Genomic DNA, 18,474 nt, shown 5'->3' with positions numbered 1-18,474 from the left:
GTGAGTGCAGCACCCGCCGAACGAGGAGGAGCGATCCGCACTCGGAACCGCGACGACCTCGTAGATGCCGTGGCCGTCTGCGTACTCATCGCCTGCACAGCCGTGCTGCTCGTGCTCATCAACCGCCACTGAACGCACCACCACAACGGGAGACAGAACTCATGCGTAACCTTCGATTCCGCTCCGCCGCCTCCGCCGCCACCACCGCCCTCGTGGCCGCTCTCGCCCTCACCGCCTGCGGACAGGGCGACGCGGACGGCGCCGCTCAGAAGCCCGACACACAGACGGTCGCGTCCACCTCCACGCCGAAGGACGACTCGACGTCCAAGCCGGCCGGGGCGACCGACAAGCCCCAGGACTCCACCGACCGGAACGCGCAGACCGCCGGCAACAACAGCAGCAACAACAACAGCGGCGGCAACAAGAGCGCCGACAAGTCCGGCGACAGCAGCAACACGAGCGACGCCCGCACCACCTGCACCGGGAAGAACACCAAGGTCACCGTCACCGACGTCACCCGGCCCATCAACCACCTGCTGGTGACCGCGACCAACACCGGCAAGACCAACTGCGACGCCTACTACGCGCCTCTCCTCGGCTTCGACGAGGCCCAGGCCGTCACCCAGATCAACGAGAACAGCAAGCCGCAGGCCGTCGTCACCCTGGCACCCGGCGAGTCCGCCTACGCCTCGATCTCCCTGGGCGGCGACGGCTCCCCGGACATCGCGGCGTACAAGCTCAGCGTCAACTTCGCGGGCCGCTCGAACCAGGGCTCGGTGGGCTCGCCCGCGAACCTCACCCTCCCGAAGGGGACGATGGTCTCCGACACCACGTCGGTCTCCTACTGGCAGTCGACCATGGCGGACGCCCTCATCTGGTAGCCCATCAGGACCGACAGGTCCGAGCCGGACCGGTGGCGGGGGGGGGGCGCCCCCCCCCCCCCCCCCCCCCCCCCCCCCCGGCCGGGGGGGGGGGGCCCCCCCCCCCCCCCCCCCCCCCACCTCCGTCGCCCAGTACGTGAGGATCATCTTCGCGCCGGCCCGCTTGATCCCGGTCAGGCTCTCCATGATCGCCTTGTCCCGGTCGATCCAGCCCTTCTCGGCCGCCGCCTCGATCATCGCGAACTCACCACTGATCTGGTACGCGGCCACGGGCACGGACACCTCGGCGGCGACCCGCGCCAGCACATCCAGATACGGCCCGGCTGGCTTCACCATCACCATGTCGGCGCCCTCTTCGAGGTCCAGCGCCAACTCCCGCATGGATTCCCGCACATTGGCCGAATCCTGTTGGTACGTCTTGCGGTCACCCGTCAGCGAGGAGCCGACGGCCTCCCGGAACGGGCCGTAGAACGCGGACGAGTACTTCACCGCGTACGCCAGGATGCCCACGTCCTCCTTGCCGATGGTGTCCAGCGCGTCGCGGGCCACCCCGACCTGGCCGTCCATCATCCCGCTGGTGCCCAGCACATGGGCGCCCGCGTCGGCCTGCACCTGGGCCATCTCCGCGTACCGCTCCAGCGTCGCGTCGTTGTCGACGCGCCCCTCGGCGTCGAGCACCCCGCAGTGGCCGTGGTCGGTGTACTCGTCCAGACACAGGTCGGACATGATCACCAGATCGTCACCGACCTCCTCGCGGACCGCCCGGAGCGCCACCTGGAGGATTCCGTCCGGATCGGTCCCGGCCGTCCCGACCGCGTCCTTCTTCGCGTCCTCCGGCACGCCGAACAGCATGATCCCGGAGACACCGACGGACACGGCCTCGACCGCCGCCTTCCGCAGCGTGTCCAGGCTGTGCTGCACGACCCCGGGCATCGCCGAGATGGCCACCGGCTCACCGGCACCCTCCCGCACGAACGCGGGCAGGATCAGATCGGACGGGTGCAGCCGCGTCTCGGCGACCATGCGCCGCATCGCGGGAGTCGTCCGCAGCCGGCGGGGCCGGGCACCGGGGAAGGAACCGTACACAGTCATGGTGAGTCGCCTCATGGTCCGAAAGAGCTGTCGTCCCCGTCCACGCTACGCCTCGCTCCCGCGCGCGGACGGCCCCCCTCGGACCCCGCCGAACCCCTACGTCGTACGCCGCCGCCTCGACCCCGGCCGCCGCTCGCTCGGCCGGGTGACCGTCTCCCCGGCCTCCCGCGCCGCCTCCCGGCGCTGCGCGCCGAACGCGGCCAGCGCCTCGGCGAGCTTGTGCACCGAGGGCTCCGGCGACAGCACGTCCACCCGCAGCCCGTGCTCCTCCGCCGTCTTGGCGGTCGCCGGGCCGATACAGGCGATGACGGTCACGTTGTGCGGCTTGCCCGCGATACCGACCAGATTCCGCACGGTGGACGACGAGGTGAACATCACCGCGTCGAAGCCCCCGCCCTTGATGGCCTCACGCGTCTCGGCGGGCGGCGGCGACGCGCGCACGGTCCGGTAGGCCGTGACGTCGTCCACCTCCCAGCCAAGCTCGATCAGCCCGGCGACCAGCGTCTCCGTGGCGATGTCGGCCCGCGGCAGGAACACCCGGTCGATCGGGTCGAAGACCGGGTCGTACGGCGGCCAGTCCTCCAGGAGACCGGCGGCCGACTGCTCACCGCTGGGCACCAGGTCCGGCTTGACACCGAAGTCGACCAGCGCGGCGGCGGTCTGCTCGCCGACCGCGGCGACCTTGATCCCCGCGAAGGCACGGGCGTCGAGCCCGTACTCCTCGAACTTCTCCCTGACGGCCTTCACCGCGTTGACCGACGTGAAGGCGATCCACTCGTAGCGCCCGGTGACGAGCCCCTTGACCGCGCGCTCCATCTGCTGGGGCGTACGCGGCGGTTCGACCGCGATGGTCGGGACCTCGTGCGGTACGGCGCCGTACGACCGAAGCTGGTCGGAGAGCGAGGCGGCCTGCTCCTTCGTACGCGGGACGAGCACCTTCCAGCCGAACAGCTGCTTCGACTCGAACCACGCGAGCTGGTCACGTTGCGCGGGCGCGCTGCGCTCCCCGACCACGGCTATGACCGGCTGATGCCCGGCCGCCGACGGCAGGACCTTCGCCTGCTTCAGCGTCAGCGCGATCGTGCCGAGCGTCGCGGACCAGGTGCGCTGCCGGGTCGTCGTACCGGCGACGGTGACCGTCATCGGCGTGTCCGGCTTGCGGCCCGCGGCGACGAACTCCCCGGCGGTCGCGGCGACCGTGTCGAGGGTCGCCGAGACGACCACCGTGCCGTCGCTGGCGCCGAGTTCGGTCCAGCAGCGCTCGCCGGCGGTACGGCTGTCGACGAACCGGACATCCGTGCCCTGCGCGTCCCGCAGCGGCACACCCGCGTACGCGGGGACCCCCACGGCGGCGGCGATACCGGGCACGACCTCGAAGGGAATGCCCGCGGCGGCGCACGCCAGCATCTCGGCGCCGGTGTCGCCGTCGAGACCGGGATCCCCGGTCACCGCACGGACGACCCGCTTGCCGCCGCGCGCGGCCTCCATGACAAGATTGACGGCATCCCTGATCGCGGGGATACCGGCGGCTGTTGACGCATCGTCAACAATCGTCAGCTCAGGCGTGCTCACACCCGCACGCGCATGGGCGCGTACGAGAGCGAGCACATCAGGCTCGGCGATCAGTACCTCCGCCCCCGCGAGCGCCTCGACGGCGCGGAGTGTCAGCAGACCCGGGTCCCCGGGTCCGGCACCGAGGAAGGTGACGTGCCCTGAGGCGTAGACGGCCGGATGGTCGGCGATGGGGCTCAAAGTGCTCGCTCCCCCATAAGACCGGCCGCACCCTTGGCGAGCATCTCGGACGCGAGTTCGCGACCGAGCGCGACGGCGTCGCCGAGCGACGTGGGTACGGGACCGGTGATGGACAACTGCACGAGCGTCGAGCCGTCGGTCGTGCCGACGACGCCACGCAGGCGCAGTTCGTTGACAAATCGCGCGTCCTGTCCGTCGCCCAGCAGGTCGGCCAGCGCACCCACAGGTGCGCTGCAACCGGCCTCCAGGGCGGCGAGCAGGGAACGTTCCGCGGTGACGGCGATCCGCGTGTGCGGATCGTCGAGGCCGGCGAGTGCGGCGGCGAGTTCCGGATCGGAAGCCACGCATTCGACGGCGAGTGCCCCCTGGCCGGGGGCCGGCAGGACCGAGTCGACCGACAGGAAGTCGGTCACCTCGGCCGTCCTGCCGAGGCGGTTGATACCAGCGGCGGCCAGCACGACGGCGTCGAGCTGCCCCCCGTGGACGTAGCCGATACGGGTGTCGATGTTCCCGCGTATCGGCACGGTCTCTATGAGCAGGCCGTGGCTCCGGGCATACGCGTTGAGCTGCGCCGTACGCCGCGGGGAGCCCGTACCGATCCTGGCGCCGTGCGGCAGCGTGTCGAGGGTCAGCCCGTCGCGTGCGACGAGCACGTCCCTGGGGTCCTCGCGGCGCGGTACGGCGGCCAGCGTCAGATTCTCGGGCTGCGCCGTGGGCAGGTCCTTGAGCGAGTGGACGGCGAAGTCCACGTCGCCGCGCAGCAGCGCGTCGCGCAGCGCGGTGACGAAGACGCCGGTGCCGCCGATCTGGGACAGCTGCTCACGGGAGGTGTCGCCGTACGTCGTGATCTCGACCAGCTCCACCGGCCGCCCGGTCAACTCCCGTACGGCGTCGGCCACTTGCCCGGACTGGGCCATGGCGAGCCTGCTGCGCCTGGTCCCGAGTCTCAGTGTCTTGTCGGTCATACCAGCCCTCGGTTCCTGACGTCGACCACGTTCCGGTCGACGGGTGCGCCGCGGCCGGCGGTCTCGTGCCGGTCGGCGGCGGCCTCGCCCCGGTCCGCCCTGCTGACGGAGGCGACCGTCTGCGGGTCGAGGTCGAAGAGTTCGCGCAGCGCGTCCGCGTAACCGGCGCCGCCGGGCTCACCGGCGAGCTGCTTCACCCGCACGGTCGGGGCGTGCAGCAGTTTGTCGACGACGCGGCGCACGGCCTGGGTGATCTCGGCGCGCTGCCGCTCGTCGAGACCGGGGAGCCGGCCTTCGAGGCGCGTGATCTCGTTGGTGACGACATCGGCGGCCATGGCGCGCAGCGCGACCACGGTCGGGGTGATGTGGGCGGCGCGCTGGGCGGCGCCGAAGGCCGCGACCTCGTCGGTGACGATGCGCTTGACCTGCTCGACGTCGGCGGCCATCGGGGCGTCGGCGGACGCGTCGGCCAGCGACTCGATGTCGATCAGCCGCGCGCCGGCGAGGCGGTGGACCGCCGCGTCGATGTCGCGGGGCATGGCGAGGTCGAGAAGGGCGAGTTCCCGGCCGCCGTCGGCCCGGCCGACGGCCTTCTCGACGGCGTCGGCGGTCAGGACGAGACCGGTGGAGCCGGTGCAGGAGACGACGATGTCGGCACGTGTCAACTCGCCGTCCACGGCGCCCATCTCGACGGCGCGGGCCCTGACTCCCGTACCGCCGGGCTCGTTCAGGATCTCCACCAGCCGCTCCGCGCGCGCGGCGGTGCGGTTGGCGACGACGATCTCGGCGACCCCGGCGCGGGCGAGTGTCGCGGCGGCGAGCGAGGACATCGACCCGGCGCCGATCACCAGCGCCCGGCGGCCCGCGGCCCAGCCGGGGACGTCCGCGCCGTCCGCGAGCTGCTGGAGACCGAAGGAGACGAGCGACTGCCCGGCCCGGTCGATCCCGGTCTCGCTGTGGGCGCGCTTGCCGACGCGCAGCGCCTGCTGGAAGAGGTCGTTGAGGAGGCGTCCCGCGGTGTGCAGCTCCTGGCCGCCCGCGAGGGCGTCCTTGATCTGGCCGAGGATCTGGCCCTCGCCGACGACCATCGAGTCGAGTCCGCAGGCCACCGAGAAGAGGTGGTGGACGGCGCGGTCCTCGTAGTGCACATAGAGATAGGGGGTCAGCTCGTCCAGGCCGACGCCGCTGTGCCGGGCGAGGAGCGTGGACAGCTCGGCGACGCCCGCGTGGAACTTGTCCACGTCCGCGTACAGCTCGATCCGGTTGCACGTCGCGAGTACGGCCGCCTCGGTCGCCGGTTCGGCGGCGAGGGCGTCCTGGAGGAGCTTGATCCGGCCGTCCGGGGACAGCGAAGCCCGGTCCAGCACGCTCACGGGCGCGCTGCGGTGGCTCAGACCGATGACCAGAAGACTCATGCCGGCATCACGGCGGGGACTTCCCCGTCGGGTCCCTTCCGGCTCGCGGCGGTGGAGCGGATCGGCGGCGGTGTGCCGGCCTCGGCGGCTGCGGCTTCCTCACCGGCCTTGCGCTGCTCGTGGAAGGCGAGGATCTGGAGCTCGATCGAGAGGTCGACCTTCCGTACGTCCACACCGTCGGGCACGGTCAGCACGGTCGGCGCGAAGTTGAGGATCGAGGTGACCCCGGCGGCGACGAGGCGCTCGCAGACCTGCTGGGCACCGCCCGCCGGGGTCGCGATGACCCCGATGGAGACGCCGTTGTCGCTGATGATCCGCTCCAGCTCGTCCGTGTGCTGGACCGGCATCCCGGCGACCGGCTTGCCGGCCATCTCGGGGTCGGCGTCGATCAGCGCGGCGACGCGGAAGCCGCGGGAGGCGAATCCGCCGTAATTGGCCAGCGCGGCGCCGAGGTTGCCGATACCGACGATGACGACGGGCCAGTCCTGGGTGAGGCCGAGTTCACGGGAGATCTGGTAGACGAGGTATTCGACGTCGTACCCGACACCGCGCGTTCCGTAGGAGCCGAGATACGAGAAGTCCTTGCGCAGCTTCGCGGAGTTGACCCCGGCGGCCACGGCGAGTTCCTCGGACGACACAGTGGGTACGGAGCGCTCGGAGAGTGCGGTGAGCGCCCGCAGATACAGCGGAAGCCGGGCGACCGTGGCCTCGGGGATTCCTCGGCTACGGGTCGCCGGTCGGTGAGTTCGGCCAGTTGCCACGGTGCTCCTGCGGGATGAGCGGGGCTGTAGGCGGCCGTATGTCCAAGGACCGCCCCGTCCTGTGCAGGTTATGCCTTTGTGAACGCGTGCACAAAGATTGTGTCCGCTTTGTCCGTGCAAAGTGACCGGGGTCACGCGACCCGAACGAGGGATCTTGGAACCCCCGACCGCACCGCCCCGTTGAACCCATGATGGGGGCAAAACAGCACAACTCCTCATGACCACGCCCCCGAGACCGCTCCGGTCGAGCCCGCCGCCGACCGGTCGTCCCGGCCCTGGCGGAAAAAGCTCGGCAAAGCGCCCACGATCGTAACCGTCTTTCTGTCAGGTCCCCAGTTCCTTGCGGAGCCGATCGGCGTCCACCCGCCAGAAGGTGTGCTGTTCACCGTCCACGAGCACCACCGGAATTTGCTCCCAGTAGGCGCGGTGCAGCTCTTCGTCCACCGTGATGTCCTTCTCCTCCCAGAACGCCCCGGTCTCGGCACACACCTCGGCCACGACGGCGCGCGCGTCGTCACAGAGATGACAGCCGGGTTTGGAGACGAGTGTCACCACGCGCTCGGCGGGTTTCTTCTTCGTACGGCGCAGAAGAGGGCTCATGCCGACCATTCTCCGTCGTCCCCCGACCCCCCTGTCGACCTCCCGCCGGCCGCTCTCCCCGTCACCTTCCCGGCACCTTCCCGGAGAGTTCACACCGACGGCACCCCGGCGAGTCCGGAAGTACCGAACAGACTGACTATGCTCACGCTATGGCCGCACTGGGATGGCTCACCCCCCGTAAGCGCTCCGCGACAGCACGGAGCGTGCTCGCGGGTGAGGCCGCAGCAGAGGCAGGACTCAAGTCGTCGCAGGAGATCGACGGCGTCGGCGCGGCACCGAGCGGTATCGCCGACCCCGCCGTACCCGACTTCCCCGTCTTCGGGGACGCGCGCGCGGCGGCGTTCTTCGACCTGGACAACACGGTCATGCAGGGCGCCGCGATCTTCCACTTCGGCCGCGGGCTGTACAAGCGGAAGTTCTTCCAGCGCCGCGAACTGGCCAGATTCGCCTGGCAGCAGACCTGGTTCCGGCTCGCCGGCGTCGAGGACCCGCAGCACATGCAGGACGCCCGGGACAGCGCGCTGTCCATCGTCAAGGGCCACCGGGTCGCCGAGCTGATGTCCATCGGCGAGGAGATCTACGACGAGTACATGGCCGACCGCATCTGGCCCGGCACCCGCACCCTCGCCCAGGCGCACCTCGACGCCGGGCAGCAGGTCTGGCTCGTGACCGCCGCGCCCGTCGAGACCGCCACGATCATCGCCCGGCGCCTCGGGCTGACCGGCGCGCTCGGCACGGTCGCCGAGTCGGTCGACGGCGTCTACACCGGCAAGCTCGTCGGCGAGCCGCTGCACGGCCCCGCGAAGGCCGAGGCGGTACGGGCGCTGGCCGCGGCCGAGGGCTTCGACCTGGACCGCTGCGCGGCGTACAGCGACTCGCACAACGACATCCCGATGCTGTCGCTGGTCGGACACCCGTACGCGATCAACCCGGACACCAAGCTCCGCAAGCACGCCAAGGACCGCGAGTGGCGGCTGCGCGACTACCGGACGGGCCGCAAGGCGGCCAAGGTCGGCATCCCCGCGGCGGCCGGGGTCGGCGCGCTGGCGGGCGGCACGGCCGCCGCGGTGGCACTGCACCGCCGCCGTCGCTGACCGCCCCTCTCGAACGCGCTGCCGCCGGACCCGGCCGCTGACGCACTCAGGCACAACAGATCACGTCTGCTGACACATCGTGACGCCAATCGATCAATATCCGCTCACGATGTGCTACTTGATTCGCCGTATAGGCGTAACAGAAGCGACGTAATCGATGATTTGAGCAACTGGGTGTAGTGCTGCCTGTACGAAGCGTTATTCTCCTCAGACGCATACCGGACCCCACACGTCGCCACGACGAGTGAAAGGTCCCGCACTGAACGTGATGGAAGCTCTGCCTCTGGGAGTCCCGTGTACCCACACGTCGGGGTTGACGCCTCGGGCCTGGCTACGCTGCGCGCATCGGTCATCGACCGCTTGCGCGGCTTCGTCCCCACCGCGTACGCCGTCCCCGCATACGCCGCCGCGGCCCCTGCCGTGAGCGGCCCGATTGGTCCCTGCTATGCCCTGGCGAACGGCGGTGCGGCGGTCGGCAGACGGGGAAGCCGAAGCAGCACCTCCGCCGCCTCCACCCCTGTCCGCCGCCCCACGGCGGACAGCGACAGCGCCCGCATGATGGAGCTGGTCGAGCGCGCCCAGGCCGGCGAGGCCGAAGCGTTCGGCAGGCTGTACGACCAGTACAGCGACACCGTCTACCGCTACATCTACTACCGCGTGGGCGGCAAGGCGACCGCGGAGGACCTCACCAGTGAGACCTTCCTGCGCGCCCTGCGGCGTATCTCCACGTTCACCTGGCAGGGCCGCGACTTCGGCGCCTGGCTGGTCACGATCGCTCGCAACCTGGTCGCCGACCACTTCAAATCGAGCCGGTTCCGACTCGAAGTGACCACCGGCGAAATGCTCGACGCCAACGAGGTCGAGCGCAGCCCGGAGGACTCCGTCCTTGAGTCCCTCTCGAACGCCGCGCTGCTCGAAGCCGTACGGAAACTCAACCCCCAGCAGCAGGAGTGCGTGACCCTGCGCTTCCTGCAAGGGCTGTCGGTCGCCGAGACGGCACGGGTCATGGGCAAGAACGAAGGAGCGATCAAAACCTTGCAGTACCGGGCCGTGCGCACGCTGGCGCGACTGCTCCCGGAGGACGCCCGCTGACGGCCGGCCACCGGTCCCCCCACGGATCCGGTGCGCCGTTCAACTCACCCTCGGTGAGCCCCTGATGACGCACTGGTCCGATCATCTTTCGCGCGTAACCCAAGTGCCGCGACGCTCGTTGTGCGGGATGCAGGCTCCCTGTGGATGCGCTCAAGGCGTGCAACCTTCCGAACCCCCAGGGGAGTCGATCGTCATGACGAGAGGAGGTGCCGCCAGTGATCGCGAATGTCTCGGCACACCGGCGGGCGAACGCCTTCGCCCAGGCCCTGGAAGACCGGACACCCCAGGGAGCGGCGGGGGAACAGCCCGCCACGTCGGCCGAACCGACTGAGCAGGGGCGGCTGTTGGCCCTGGCGAGCGGTCTCGGTGAGCTACCGAGACCCACGCTGGACCCAGAGGTCAAAGTGGTGCAACGGGCACAGCTCGTGGCAGCCATGGAGGCCATGCTGCTGGAGGGCACGGCGGGCGGAGCCGCGTCCACGGGCACCACGGTGCCCGAGCAGCGGCGTACATCGGGGAGGGGAGCCCACCGGGCGTCCCCGCTCCGCAAGCTCCGCCCCAGATCCCGCTGGTCCAAGGGGCTCGCGGCCGGCGGACTCACCGTCGGTGTGGCCGCGGGGGCCTTCGGCGGAGTGGCAGCCGCCAGTTCCGACGCCCTGCCCGGTGATTCGCTGTACGGGCTGAAGCGCGGCATGGAGGACTTCAAGCTCGGCATGGCCGACGAGGACGCCGACCGCGGCGGGCTCTACCTCGACCATGCCTCGACCCGGCTGAGCGAGGCCCGCCGACTGCTGGAGCGTGGCCGCTCCGGCGCGCTGGACCATGAATCGCTCGGCGAGATCCGCCGGGCGCTCAACGGCATGAAGCACGACGCCACCGAGGGCCACCGGCTGCTGCACCAGGCGTACGAGAAGGACGGCAAGATCAAGTCGATCGCGACGCTCTCCTCGTTCTCCGAATCGCACCGCGCCATCTGGAACGGCCTGCGGGACCGGCTGCCACCGCAGCTGAGCGACGTGGGAAGCCAGGTCAACCTGGTGTTCGACGCCATAGACGAAGACGTCGCGCCGTTGCAGTCGCTGCTGCCGCGTACGCCCGACAAGGACTGGCACTCGCCGGATCCCGGCGGGCCCGCCAAGGAGTCCAACGGCTCCGACGGCAAGGGCGACAGCCCGTCGCCGTCGAAGTCGGCCCCCGACCAGGGGCGCCCGGACAGCGGGGAGAAGCCGAGCCCGTCGAGGCCCGGCGACTCGGAGCACGACGGGCTGCTGCCGGGCGACGCCGGCGATCTGCTCAACCCGCCGTCGGACAACGACTCGCCGTCGGCACCCGGCCAGGGCGGCATTCCGCCGGCGCCGGACGTCACGCTTCCGCCGCTGCTGCCCGGTCTGCTGCCGGGGCTGGGCATCGACACGGAGAAGGCCGACTGACGCGTAGGGCATGACAGAAGCAGAGAGGCGGGGGGGGGGGGGGGGGGGGGGGCGGGGGGGGGGGGGGGGGGGGCCCCCCCCGCCCCGCCCCCCCGCCCCCGCCGCCCCGCCCCCCCCCCCCCCGCGGGGGGGGGGCCCCCCCCCCCCCCCCCTCTCTGCTGTGCCGCTGTTCTGGTGTGCTGTGCTGTGCTGCTGCGTCGTGCTGCCGTGCGGTCAGAAGAAGACCGAGCGGCGCTGCACGAGCAGCTTGTAGAGCGTGTGCTGGATCTGCTCCCGTACCTGATCGGTCAGGTTGAACATCAGCATCGGATCCTCGGCCGCCTCCGGCGGATAGCCGTCCGTGGGGATCGGCTCGCCGAACTGGATCGTCCACTTCGTCGGCAGCGGCAGCGCGCCCAGCGGTCCGAGCCACGGGAACGTCGGAGTGATCGGGAAGTACGGGAATCCCAGCAGCCGAGCCAGCGTCTTGGAGTTGCCGATCATCGGGTAGATCTCCTCCGCCCCGACGATCGAGCACGGCACGATCGGCACACCGTGCCGCAGGGCCGTCGAGACGAACCCGCCCCGGCCGAAGCGCTGAAGCTTGTAGCGCTCGCCGAAGGGCTTGCCGAGCCCCTTGAAGCCCTCCGGCATCACGCCGACGATCTCGCCGCGCTGAAGCAGCCGTTCCGCGTCCTCCGCGCAGGCCAGGGTATGACCGGCCTTGCGCGCCAGCTCGTTGACGACCGGCAGCATGAACACCAGGTCGGCCGCGAGCAGCCGCAGATGGCGGCCGGCGGGGTGGTTGTCGTGGACGGCGACCTGCATCATCAGCCCGTCGAGCGGGAGGGTGCCGGAGTGGTTGGACACCACCAGGGCACCGCCGTCCGAGGGGATGTTCTCGATGCCCTTCACCTCGACGCGGAAGTAGTTCTCGTAGAGCGGGCGGATCAACGACATCAGGACCTGGTCGGTGAGTTCCTTGTCGTACCCGAACTCGTCGACCTCGTAGTCACCGGTGACCCGGCGCCGCAGGAAGGCGAGGCCTTCCGCGATCCGCCGGTCCCAGGGGCTGTCGCCGGGCGGGGGCGCCGTCTCGGGTCGCGGCTCCGACACCCCACCGGCGCCGGTCTCCTCGGCGCCCATCCGGTCCTCGACCCCGTCCGGTTGATCGGGCACGGAGGCGAGCGAGTGCGGACCGGGCCCCGGCCCGGATGAGGACGGGGACGGGGACGGGGACTGAGGCTGAGACGGTGCCGGGGCCGCGGCCGAGGACGGGGATGCGGGCGACTTGCCGCGTCCCTGTGCGCGCTTCGCCGCGCGCCGTGACCGGGGCTCTTCGCCGAAGGGGATCACCTTGGCATCGGCCATGTCAGATGCGCTCCTTGCTGACGAGGGTGGCGAACCGGTCGACCGCGTCGGCGACAGCCGCGGGCGGCAACAGTCCGGCACCCCTGCTACGTGCGAAGTCCGTGAAAGCCTCCGCCGTCGTGTACGTGGGTACGAACCCCAGTGTCTCGCGCATCTGATCCGTACTGACGACCCTGCCGTGGGTCAGCAGCCGGATCTGCTCCGGCGAGAAGTCCGTCACGCCGAGCGTGCGCAGCGCCGAGCCCACCCAGGTGACGGCCGGCAGCAGCACGGGCACCGTGGGCCTGCCGAGGCGCCGGGAGCACTGCGAGAGCAACAGCACGCCGTCCCCGGCGATGTTGAAGGTCCCGCTGTTGAGCGTGCCGCGCCGGGGCTCGTGCAGGGCGATCCGCAGGACGTCGATGACGTCGTCCTCGTGGACGAACTGGAGCCGGGGGTCGTAGCCGAAGACCGTGGGCAGCACGGGCAGTGCCAGATACTCGGCGAGCGGCGAATCCGCCGCGGGCCCGAGGATGTTCGCGAAGCGCAGCACGCACACGGCGACGTCGGGCCGACGGCGCGCGAACCCGCGTACGTACCCCTCGACCTCCACCGCGTCCTTCGCGAAGCCGCCGCTGGGCAGCGACTTGGGCGGGGTGTTCTCGGTGAAGACGGCCGGGTCGCGGGGCGCGGAGCCGTACACGCTCGTGCTCGACTTCACGACCAGGCGCTCGACACTGGGCGACTTCTGGCAGGCGCCGAGGAGTTGCATGGTGCCGATGACGTTGGTCTCTTTCACGGCCGTCCGGCCGCCGGCGCCGAGCGGTGTGCCCGTCACGTCCATGTGCACGACCGTGTCGACGGAATGCTCGGCCAGGACGCGCGCTATGGCGGGCTGGCGGATGTCCGCCCGTACGAAATCGGCACCGCCGAGACTGTGCTCGGGAGTGACGGCGTCCACACCGATGACCCGGTCCACCTCGGGGTCCCGCAGGATTCTCCGTACGAGACGACTGCCGAGCTGGCGGGCCACTCCGGTCACGAGCACGACCTTGCCCAAGATCAGCGCCTTCCCCTGAATTTGATGTCTGGTGCAAGCACATTGCTTGTCTCCGCGTCACCGTAGCGGGTCGCCACAGCCGCGTGACCGCGTCGCGGGGCAGTTCTCCGCACCTTCGCGAATCTTTGACCTGAACCGACCCGAACCGACGCCGAACGGGGGCCGCGTACCGGGCCGCGAGTCGGGCACGTCCGCCGGGCCGGCACGCACCGCGGCCCTCCCACCTGCGTGGTGGGAGGGCCGCGGTGTCACGTACAGCTGTCGCTTACTTCTTGTTACGACGCTGAACGCGGGTGCGCTTGAGCAGCTTGCGGTGCTTCTTCTTGGCCATCCGCTTACGCCGCTTCTTGATAACAGAGCCCACGACTACCCTCGCTCACTTCTCTTCACTCGGTGCGGGGCGTCTGGGCCCACACGACCTACGTTGGCCCAGCCTACCCGTCGCCGAGTGAGGGACGTAATCCGAGGGAAATCTCAGGCGGATTCGACCCCCACGAAAGACTCGCGGAGATACTCGTGAACCGCTTGCTCCGGAACCCGGAATGACCTGCCCACCCGGATCGCCGGCAGATGACCACTGTGTACCAATCGATACACGGTCATCTTCGACACTCGCATCACCGAGGCGACTTCCGCCACGGTAAGGAACTTGACCTCATTGAGAGGCCTCTCGCTGCCAGCAGCCATGACCCACCTGTACCTTCCGCACCCGACGGCCACCGGCTTCCCCTCCGGTGACTCTTCGTCGCTGTGCGCTCACTCCCCAGACTAGGGGCGGGTGGTACGAGTGGGGAAGAGGAGCAGCACATGGTCGCCTACTGTGACAGACGCGCTCGATTGAGTACATAGCGCGTCAGCGGACGGTAGTAATCGGACCGCACACCGTCATCAACCGGAACCACGACGGACACCCGGCCCTCCGCCTCGCCCACGAAGAGCGCCGGGTCGTCGGTGTCGGCGAGACCGATGGCCTCAATGCCCAACTGACCTGCCCCGCAGACCCATCCGTGGTCCCCGACGACCAGCGCGGGCAGCGGTCCGCCGGCCGCCGCCGCGCTGTCCAGAGCGACCCGAACAGGGAGGGGAGAATGGGTGTGCGCGCCGGTCTCACTCCCCGCGTGCGATGCTTCGGATTCCCGCACCAACGCAACTCCTCGTACGTAGTCGAGGTGGTACGTGCGTACGCCGAACCGGGTCGTTATGTCGATACATCGCCCCCTCGCCGGGGTGAGGACGAGGCACCCCGCCGCCGACAAAGCGTCTGCCAGCCCCGCGTAGAAGCCGATCAGCCGGTGCGGATGCCCGGTCCCGAACAGCACCGGAGCCCGGCGGACGGCGGCGGCGCCCAGCCGCTCGGCGAACGCGTCGAGGCTGCTCAACGTCCGTTCGGGGTCGATGACATCACCGCCCGAGACATGCGCCGGATCCCCCGAGACCCCGCACCGGTCGGCCATCAGCCGCAGCAAGTCCCGCTCGCACCAGGCCCGTTCGGGGGTCAGCCCCAGCGTCGCGCGCGGATCGCGGGCGGCGAAGAGCCGGTAGCTGCGCAGGCTCTGCTCCCGTGTGGTGGCCACGGGGCCGGCCAGTCTCGCGGCCAGCAGATGGGCCCGTAGAGTTCCGGTACTCAGCACGGCTTCGATGCTCCCGTACGGAGGCGGCCCCGGGGCCAAAACGGTTGCGGCACCGCACAGTTGGCGTAACAACCGGCGTATGGCGCGCACCGCCGCCGGGGTCAGGGCAGCAGCCCCCGCAACGGGAACACCGCCTTGCGGGTCGCGAGAATCGCCTGGTCCAGCCGGTCCGCCGGGTCGTAACCCGCGTCCCACGACCGCCAGTCCGGCGTACGCCCGTCCGTCATCCGGCGCGGCGCGGACTCACGCGTACGGGCGAAAACCTCGTCGCGCCACTCCTCCGGCACCGCCGACGCCGGATCGATGGGTGCGTGCGCCGCGATCGACACCAGATGGGTCCAGGAGCGCGGCACGACGTCCACGACCGAGTACCCGCCGCCGCCCAGCGCGACCCAGCGGCCCTCGTCCACGTACTCGTGCGCCAGGTCGTGACAGGACGCCTGCACGGCGCGCTGCGCGTCCAGCGACACCGCGAGATGCGCCAGGGGGTCCTCGAAATGCGTATCGGCCCCGTGCTGGGTCACCAGCGCCTGCGGCCGGAAGTCCGCCAGCAGTTCGGGCACGACCGAGTGGAAGGCCCGCAGCCAGCCCTCGTCACCGGTCCCGGCGGGCAGCGGCAGATTGACCGCACAGCCCTCCCCCGCGCCCTCGCCCGTCTCCTCGGGCCAGCCGGTCTGCGGGAAGAGCGTGCGGGGGTGCTCGTGCAGCGAGATCGTCAGCACGCGCGGGTCGTCCCAGAACGCCGCCTGGACGCCGTCCCCGTGGTGCACGTCGACGTCCACGTACGCCACGCGTTCCGCGCCCAGCTCCAGGAGCCGCGCGACGGCGAGGGACGCATCGTTGTAGACACAGAACCCCGAGGCCGAACCGGGCATCGCGTGGTGCAGACCGCCGGCGAAGTTCACGGCGTGCCGCGTCGCGCCGCGCCACACCGCCTCGGCGGCGCCGACCGACTGCCCGGCGATCAGCGCGGACGCCTCGTGCATCCCGGCGAAAGCCGGATCGTCCACGGTCCCGACGCCGTAGGAGCCGTCCGCGGACCTCGGATCGGCCGAGCAGCGCCGTACCGCGTCGATGTAGTCCTCGTGGTGGACGAGTCTCAGCGTGGAGGCCCCGGCGGACGGCGCGGACACCACGTCGACCTCGCTGTCGAGCCCGTACGCGCGTACGAGTTCCCTGGTCAGCGACAGACGCACCGGATCCATCGGGTGGCTCGGCCCGAAGTTGTAGCCCGTTACGCCGTCATCCCACATCAGCTGCGCGCGACCGGTCATGCACGCCACCGTATCGGGCGCTCCCGTCCGCGAACGAGCGGGCGTACACGAGCGTCACGAGGATCATCAGCATCGGGACGAGCATCGCGCCCCGGTAGCTCCACACATCACCGAGGGCGCCGACGAGGGGCGAGCCGATCAGGAAGCCCACGTAGTTGAAGATGTTCAGCCGGGCGACGGCCGCGTCACTGGCGTCGGGAAACATCCGGCCGGCGGCGGCGAAGCACTGCGGCACGAGGACGCAGAGACCGAACCCGAGAATCGTGAACCCCAGGATCCCCACCCACGCGCCGGGCGCCAGCGCGACCACCGCGAACCCGGCGGCGGCGAACAGCGATCCGAACCGCACGACGGCGACGGGCCCGAAGCGCCGCACCCCGAGGTCTCCGGCGGCGCGGCCGAGGAGCGTGGTGACCATGTAGGCGTTGTACGGGACGGTGGCGACCTCGTCGGAGCTGCCGAGGACGTCCTGGAGGTACTTGGCACTCCAGTTGGAGACGGTGGAGTCGCCGATGTAGGCGAAGGTCATGACGAGACAGAGGGGCAGAAGGGCCTTGAAGGCGACGCTGCTTGCTCCGGATATCCCGGTGCGGACGGAGTCGGGCTTCTCGGTGTCCGCGCCGGTACTCGCACGGGTATCCGCGCCGGTACTCGCAGGGGTAATCGCGTCGGTACTCACTTCGGTACTCGCTTCGGTGTACCAGCGGCTTCCGACGAGCGCGGCCGGCAGCAGCACGACGACGACCGGCAGATACGACACCAGCAGGGACAGATCCCAGTGGGCACCGGCCCAGGCGAGCGAGGCCCCGGCGATCCCTCCGAGGCTGTACGTGGCGTGGAAGCCGAGCATGATGCTGCGCCCGTACGCCCGCTGAAGGCGCACACCCAGCATGTTCATCGACGCGTCGAGCGCACCGACCGCCAGCCCGAACGCGCCGAGAGACACGGCGAGTTGCCACACCTGGTCACCGGCGGCCACGCCGAGGAGAGCGAGCAGTACGAGCGGCTGCGCCCACCGCAGTACGACACGGGGCCGCACCCGGACGACGATCCTCTCGGTGAGGACGCTGCCGACGCCGGCGAGAATCGGCACGGCCGCCAGGAACACCGGCAGCAGGGCGTCGGATATCCCGTAGCGGTCCTGGATGGCCGGAATGCGCGTGACGAGCAGGGCGAAGGCGACTCCCTGCACGAAGAAGCTCAGAGCCAGGGACACCCGTCCGTGTCTCAGCCGCGCGTCTGGGTTGACCGGCTCGGCGGTCGAGTCCTTCATGGCCGGACAGCGTATGGCTCCGCGCTACCGAGGGGTAGATGGATCAGCCAAGCAGTTCCGGAAGCTCGGCGAGCTCGGCCATGGAGGAGAAGTAGGCGGTCGCGCCCGGCAGCTTCTCGGCAGGGGTCATCGCGGTGAACGCGTACACATCCATCCCGGCCGCCCGCGCGGCGGCCAGCCCGAGCGGGCTGTCCTCGACGACCACACACCGCGCGGGAGAGACACCCATCCGCTCGGCGGCGTGCAGGAAGAGATCGGGCGCCGGCTTGCCACGCCCGACATCCTGCGCGCTGAAGACAATCCCGGGCCCGAACCACCGGTCCAGCCCGGTTTTACGGTGCCCCACCCGGATCCGCTCATGGCTCCCGGACGACGCGACACAGTACGACCGCCCGTCGGCGGTCAGCTTCTCCAGCACCTCGGTGACACCCGCCACGGGCTCCAACTCCCGCTCGAACGCGTCGAAGACGCGGCGGTGCAGGGTGTCGTCGAAGTCCGCGGGCAGCTGCTGCCCGGTTCTCTCCCGTACGAGATCGTGCACCCGGTGGACGGCGGCGCCCATGTAGTCGCGCAGGGAATCCTCGTACGTGGTGGGATGACCCAGCTCGGTGAGATAGCCCGCGAGAATGGTGTTGGAAAGGGGCTCGCTGTCGACGAGGACGCCGTCGTTGTCGAAGATGACCAGTTCGTATTCGTTACTCATACGGCCGACTGTAAACGTCCCCTGAACTGAACGCAGAAATGCCTCAACCCCCGGACACAGTCCGGGGGTTGAGGCCAAAGATTGTTCGGCGGCGTCCTACTCTCCCACAGGGTCCCCCCTGC

The 18,474-nt window shown here is 70.3% G+C and carries 17 protein-coding genes and 1 pseudogene; 4 read left to right on the top strand and 14 right to left on the bottom strand.

What is annotated here, in order from left to right:
• The first annotated feature begins 161 nt into the window (after nt 1-161).
• Nucleotides 162-881: a DUF4232 domain-containing protein gene (locus ACFYNU_RS35950; RefSeq protein WP_356596273.1), complete on the top strand. Its 720-nt coding sequence runs from the start codon at nt 162-164 to the stop codon at nt 879-881.
• 120 nt (nt 882-1,001) lie between these two features.
• Here the strand turns inward: ACFYNU_RS35950 and hemB are convergent.
• The 6 genes and pseudogenes from hemB to ACFYNU_RS35920 form a co-directional block, all read right to left on the bottom strand.
• A pseudogene (gene hemB, locus ACFYNU_RS35945) lies at nt 1,002-1,973 on the bottom strand (porphobilinogen synthase); the annotation flags it as partial.
• Nucleotides 1,974-2,069: 96 nt separating this feature from the next.
• Nucleotides 2,070-3,725, bottom strand: coding sequence for a bifunctional uroporphyrinogen-III C-methyltransferase/uroporphyrinogen-III synthase (locus tag ACFYNU_RS35940; protein ID WP_356596269.1), 1,656 nt, complete (start codon nt 3,723-3,725; stop codon nt 2,070-2,072).
• Nucleotides 3,722-4,690: a hydroxymethylbilane synthase gene (hemC, locus tag ACFYNU_RS35935; RefSeq protein ID WP_356596267.1), complete on the bottom strand. Its 969-nt coding sequence runs from the start codon at nt 4,688-4,690 to the stop codon at nt 3,722-3,724. The genes ACFYNU_RS35940 and hemC overlap by 4 nt, the downstream gene beginning before the upstream one ends.
• Complete coding sequence (locus ACFYNU_RS35930) at nt 4,687-6,105, bottom strand: glutamyl-tRNA reductase (RefSeq protein ID WP_356596265.1); 1,419 nt, start codon at nt 6,103-6,105, stop codon at nt 4,687-4,689. The genes hemC and ACFYNU_RS35930 overlap by 4 nt, the downstream gene beginning before the upstream one ends.
• Nucleotides 6,102-6,866 carry a redox-sensing transcriptional repressor Rex gene (locus ACFYNU_RS35925; protein ID WP_069629975.1) on the bottom strand — a complete coding sequence of 255 codons (765 nt, stop codon included), beginning with the start codon at nt 6,864-6,866 and terminating at the stop codon, nt 6,102-6,104. Before ACFYNU_RS35925 ends, ACFYNU_RS35930 begins: the two co-directional genes overlap by 4 nt.
• A gap of 324 nt (nt 6,867-7,190) precedes the next feature.
• Nucleotides 7,191-7,466 carry a glutaredoxin family protein gene (locus tag ACFYNU_RS35920; RefSeq protein ID WP_356596263.1) on the bottom strand — a complete coding sequence of 92 codons (276 nt, stop codon included), beginning with the start codon at nt 7,464-7,466 and terminating at the stop codon, nt 7,191-7,193.
• 149 nt (nt 7,467-7,615) lie between these two features.
• Here ACFYNU_RS35920 and ACFYNU_RS35915 point away from each other — a divergent pair, with 149 nt between their 5' ends.
• The 3 genes from ACFYNU_RS35915 to ACFYNU_RS35905 all read left to right on the top strand — a co-directional run bounded on the left by ACFYNU_RS35915 (nt 7,616) and on the right by ACFYNU_RS35905 (nt 11,082).
• Nucleotides 7,616-8,560, top strand: coding sequence for an HAD-IB family hydrolase (locus ACFYNU_RS35915; RefSeq protein WP_356596261.1), 945 nt, complete (start codon nt 7,616-7,618; stop codon nt 8,558-8,560).
• 294 nt (nt 8,561-8,854) lie between these two features.
• Complete coding sequence (locus ACFYNU_RS35910) at nt 8,855-9,652, top strand: ECF subfamily RNA polymerase sigma factor, BldN family (protein ID WP_031230135.1); 798 nt, start codon at nt 8,855-8,857, stop codon at nt 9,650-9,652.
• Nucleotides 9,653-9,867: 215 nt separating this feature from the next.
• Nucleotides 9,868-11,082: a DUF5667 domain-containing protein gene (locus ACFYNU_RS35905; RefSeq protein WP_388768470.1), complete on the top strand. Its 1,215-nt coding sequence runs from the start codon at nt 9,868-9,870 to the stop codon at nt 11,080-11,082.
• A gap of 213 nt (nt 11,083-11,295) precedes the next feature.
• Here the strand turns inward: ACFYNU_RS35905 and ACFYNU_RS35900 are convergent, their stop codons facing one another.
• From ACFYNU_RS35900 to ACFYNU_RS35865, 8 genes are all read right to left on the bottom strand, one after another.
• Nucleotides 11,296-12,432 (bottom strand): lysophospholipid acyltransferase family protein, encoded by a 1,137-nt coding sequence (locus ACFYNU_RS35900; RefSeq protein WP_356597296.1) that lies wholly within the window; start codon nt 12,430-12,432, stop codon nt 11,296-11,298.
• Nucleotide 12,433: 1 nt separating this feature from the next.
• Nucleotides 12,434-13,471: an NAD-dependent epimerase/dehydratase family protein gene (locus ACFYNU_RS35895; protein WP_356597294.1), complete on the bottom strand. Its 1,038-nt coding sequence runs from the start codon at nt 13,469-13,471 to the stop codon at nt 12,434-12,436.
• 265 nt (nt 13,472-13,736) lie between these two features.
• Complete coding sequence (locus tag ACFYNU_RS35890) at nt 13,737-13,835, bottom strand: 30S ribosomal protein bS22 (RefSeq protein WP_003948845.1); 99 nt, start codon at nt 13,833-13,835, stop codon at nt 13,737-13,739.
• 110 nt (nt 13,836-13,945) lie between these two features.
• On the bottom strand, nt 13,946-14,158 hold the full coding sequence (locus tag ACFYNU_RS35885; protein WP_014046653.1) for a helix-turn-helix domain-containing protein: 213 nt from the start codon (nt 14,156-14,158) through the stop codon (nt 13,946-13,948).
• 128 nt (nt 14,159-14,286) lie between these two features.
• Nucleotides 14,287-15,102 carry a phosphatase gene (locus ACFYNU_RS35880; protein WP_356597292.1) on the bottom strand — a complete coding sequence of 272 codons (816 nt, stop codon included), beginning with the start codon at nt 15,100-15,102 and terminating at the stop codon, nt 14,287-14,289.
• A 101-nt stretch (nt 15,103-15,203) separates the two neighbouring features.
• Entirely contained in the window at nt 15,204-16,376 is a 1,173-nt protein-coding gene (locus tag ACFYNU_RS35875; protein WP_356597290.1) for an acetoin utilization protein AcuC, read from the bottom strand.
• Entirely contained in the window at nt 16,345-17,649 is a 1,305-nt protein-coding gene (locus tag ACFYNU_RS35870; RefSeq protein ID WP_356597288.1) for an MFS transporter, read from the bottom strand. Before ACFYNU_RS35870 ends, ACFYNU_RS35875 begins: the two co-directional genes overlap by 32 nt.
• Before the next feature lie 43 nt (nt 17,650-17,692).
• Nucleotides 17,693-18,352 (bottom strand): HAD family hydrolase, encoded by a 660-nt coding sequence (locus tag ACFYNU_RS35865; protein ID WP_356597286.1) that lies wholly within the window; start codon nt 18,350-18,352, stop codon nt 17,693-17,695.
• Nucleotides 18,353-18,474: the final 122 nt, after the last annotated feature.

This window comes from Streptomyces sp. NPDC006643 (assembly GCF_042870175.1).
Classification (GTDB): Bacteria; Actinomycetota; Actinomycetes; order Streptomycetales; family Streptomycetaceae; genus Streptomyces.
Note: the sequence above shows the minus strand (reverse complement) of the source record. Positions and strands in the feature narration are given on the sequence as shown.

Bases quoted from the DNA above. Each gene is read 5' to 3' on its own strand.
- ACFYNU_RS35900 (WP_356597296.1), bottom strand. From the start codon at position 12,432: ATGGCCGATGCCAAGGTGATCCCCTTCGGCGAAGAGCCCCGGTCACGG.
- ACFYNU_RS35875 (WP_356597290.1), bottom strand. From the start codon at position 16,376: ATGACCGGTCGCGCGCAGCTGATGTGGGATGACGGCGTAACGGGCTAC.
- ACFYNU_RS35930 (WP_356596265.1), bottom strand. From the start codon at position 6,105: ATGAGTCTTCTGGTCATCGGTCTGAGCCACCGCAGCGCGCCCGTGAGC.
- ACFYNU_RS35885 (WP_014046653.1), bottom strand. From the start codon at position 14,158: ATGGCTGCTGGCAGCGAGAGGCCTCTCAATGAGGTCAAGTTCCTTACC.
- ACFYNU_RS35950 (WP_356596273.1), top strand. From the start codon at position 162: ATGCGTAACCTTCGATTCCGCTCCGCCGCCTCCGCCGCCACCACCGCC.
- ACFYNU_RS35870 (WP_356597288.1), bottom strand. From the start codon at position 17,649: ATGAAGGACTCGACCGCCGAGCCGGTCAACCCAGACGCGCGGCTGAGA.
- hemC (WP_356596267.1), bottom strand. From the start codon at position 4,690: ATGACCGACAAGACACTGAGACTCGGGACCAGGCGCAGCAGGCTCGCC.
- ACFYNU_RS35865 (WP_356597286.1), bottom strand. From the start codon at position 18,352: ATGAGTAACGAATACGAACTGGTCATCTTCGACAACGACGGCGTCCTC.
- ACFYNU_RS35920 (WP_356596263.1), bottom strand. From the start codon at position 7,466: ATGAGCCCTCTTCTGCGCCGTACGAAGAAGAAACCCGCCGAGCGCGTG.
- ACFYNU_RS35915 (WP_356596261.1), top strand. From the start codon at position 7,616: ATGGCCGCACTGGGATGGCTCACCCCCCGTAAGCGCTCCGCGACAGCA.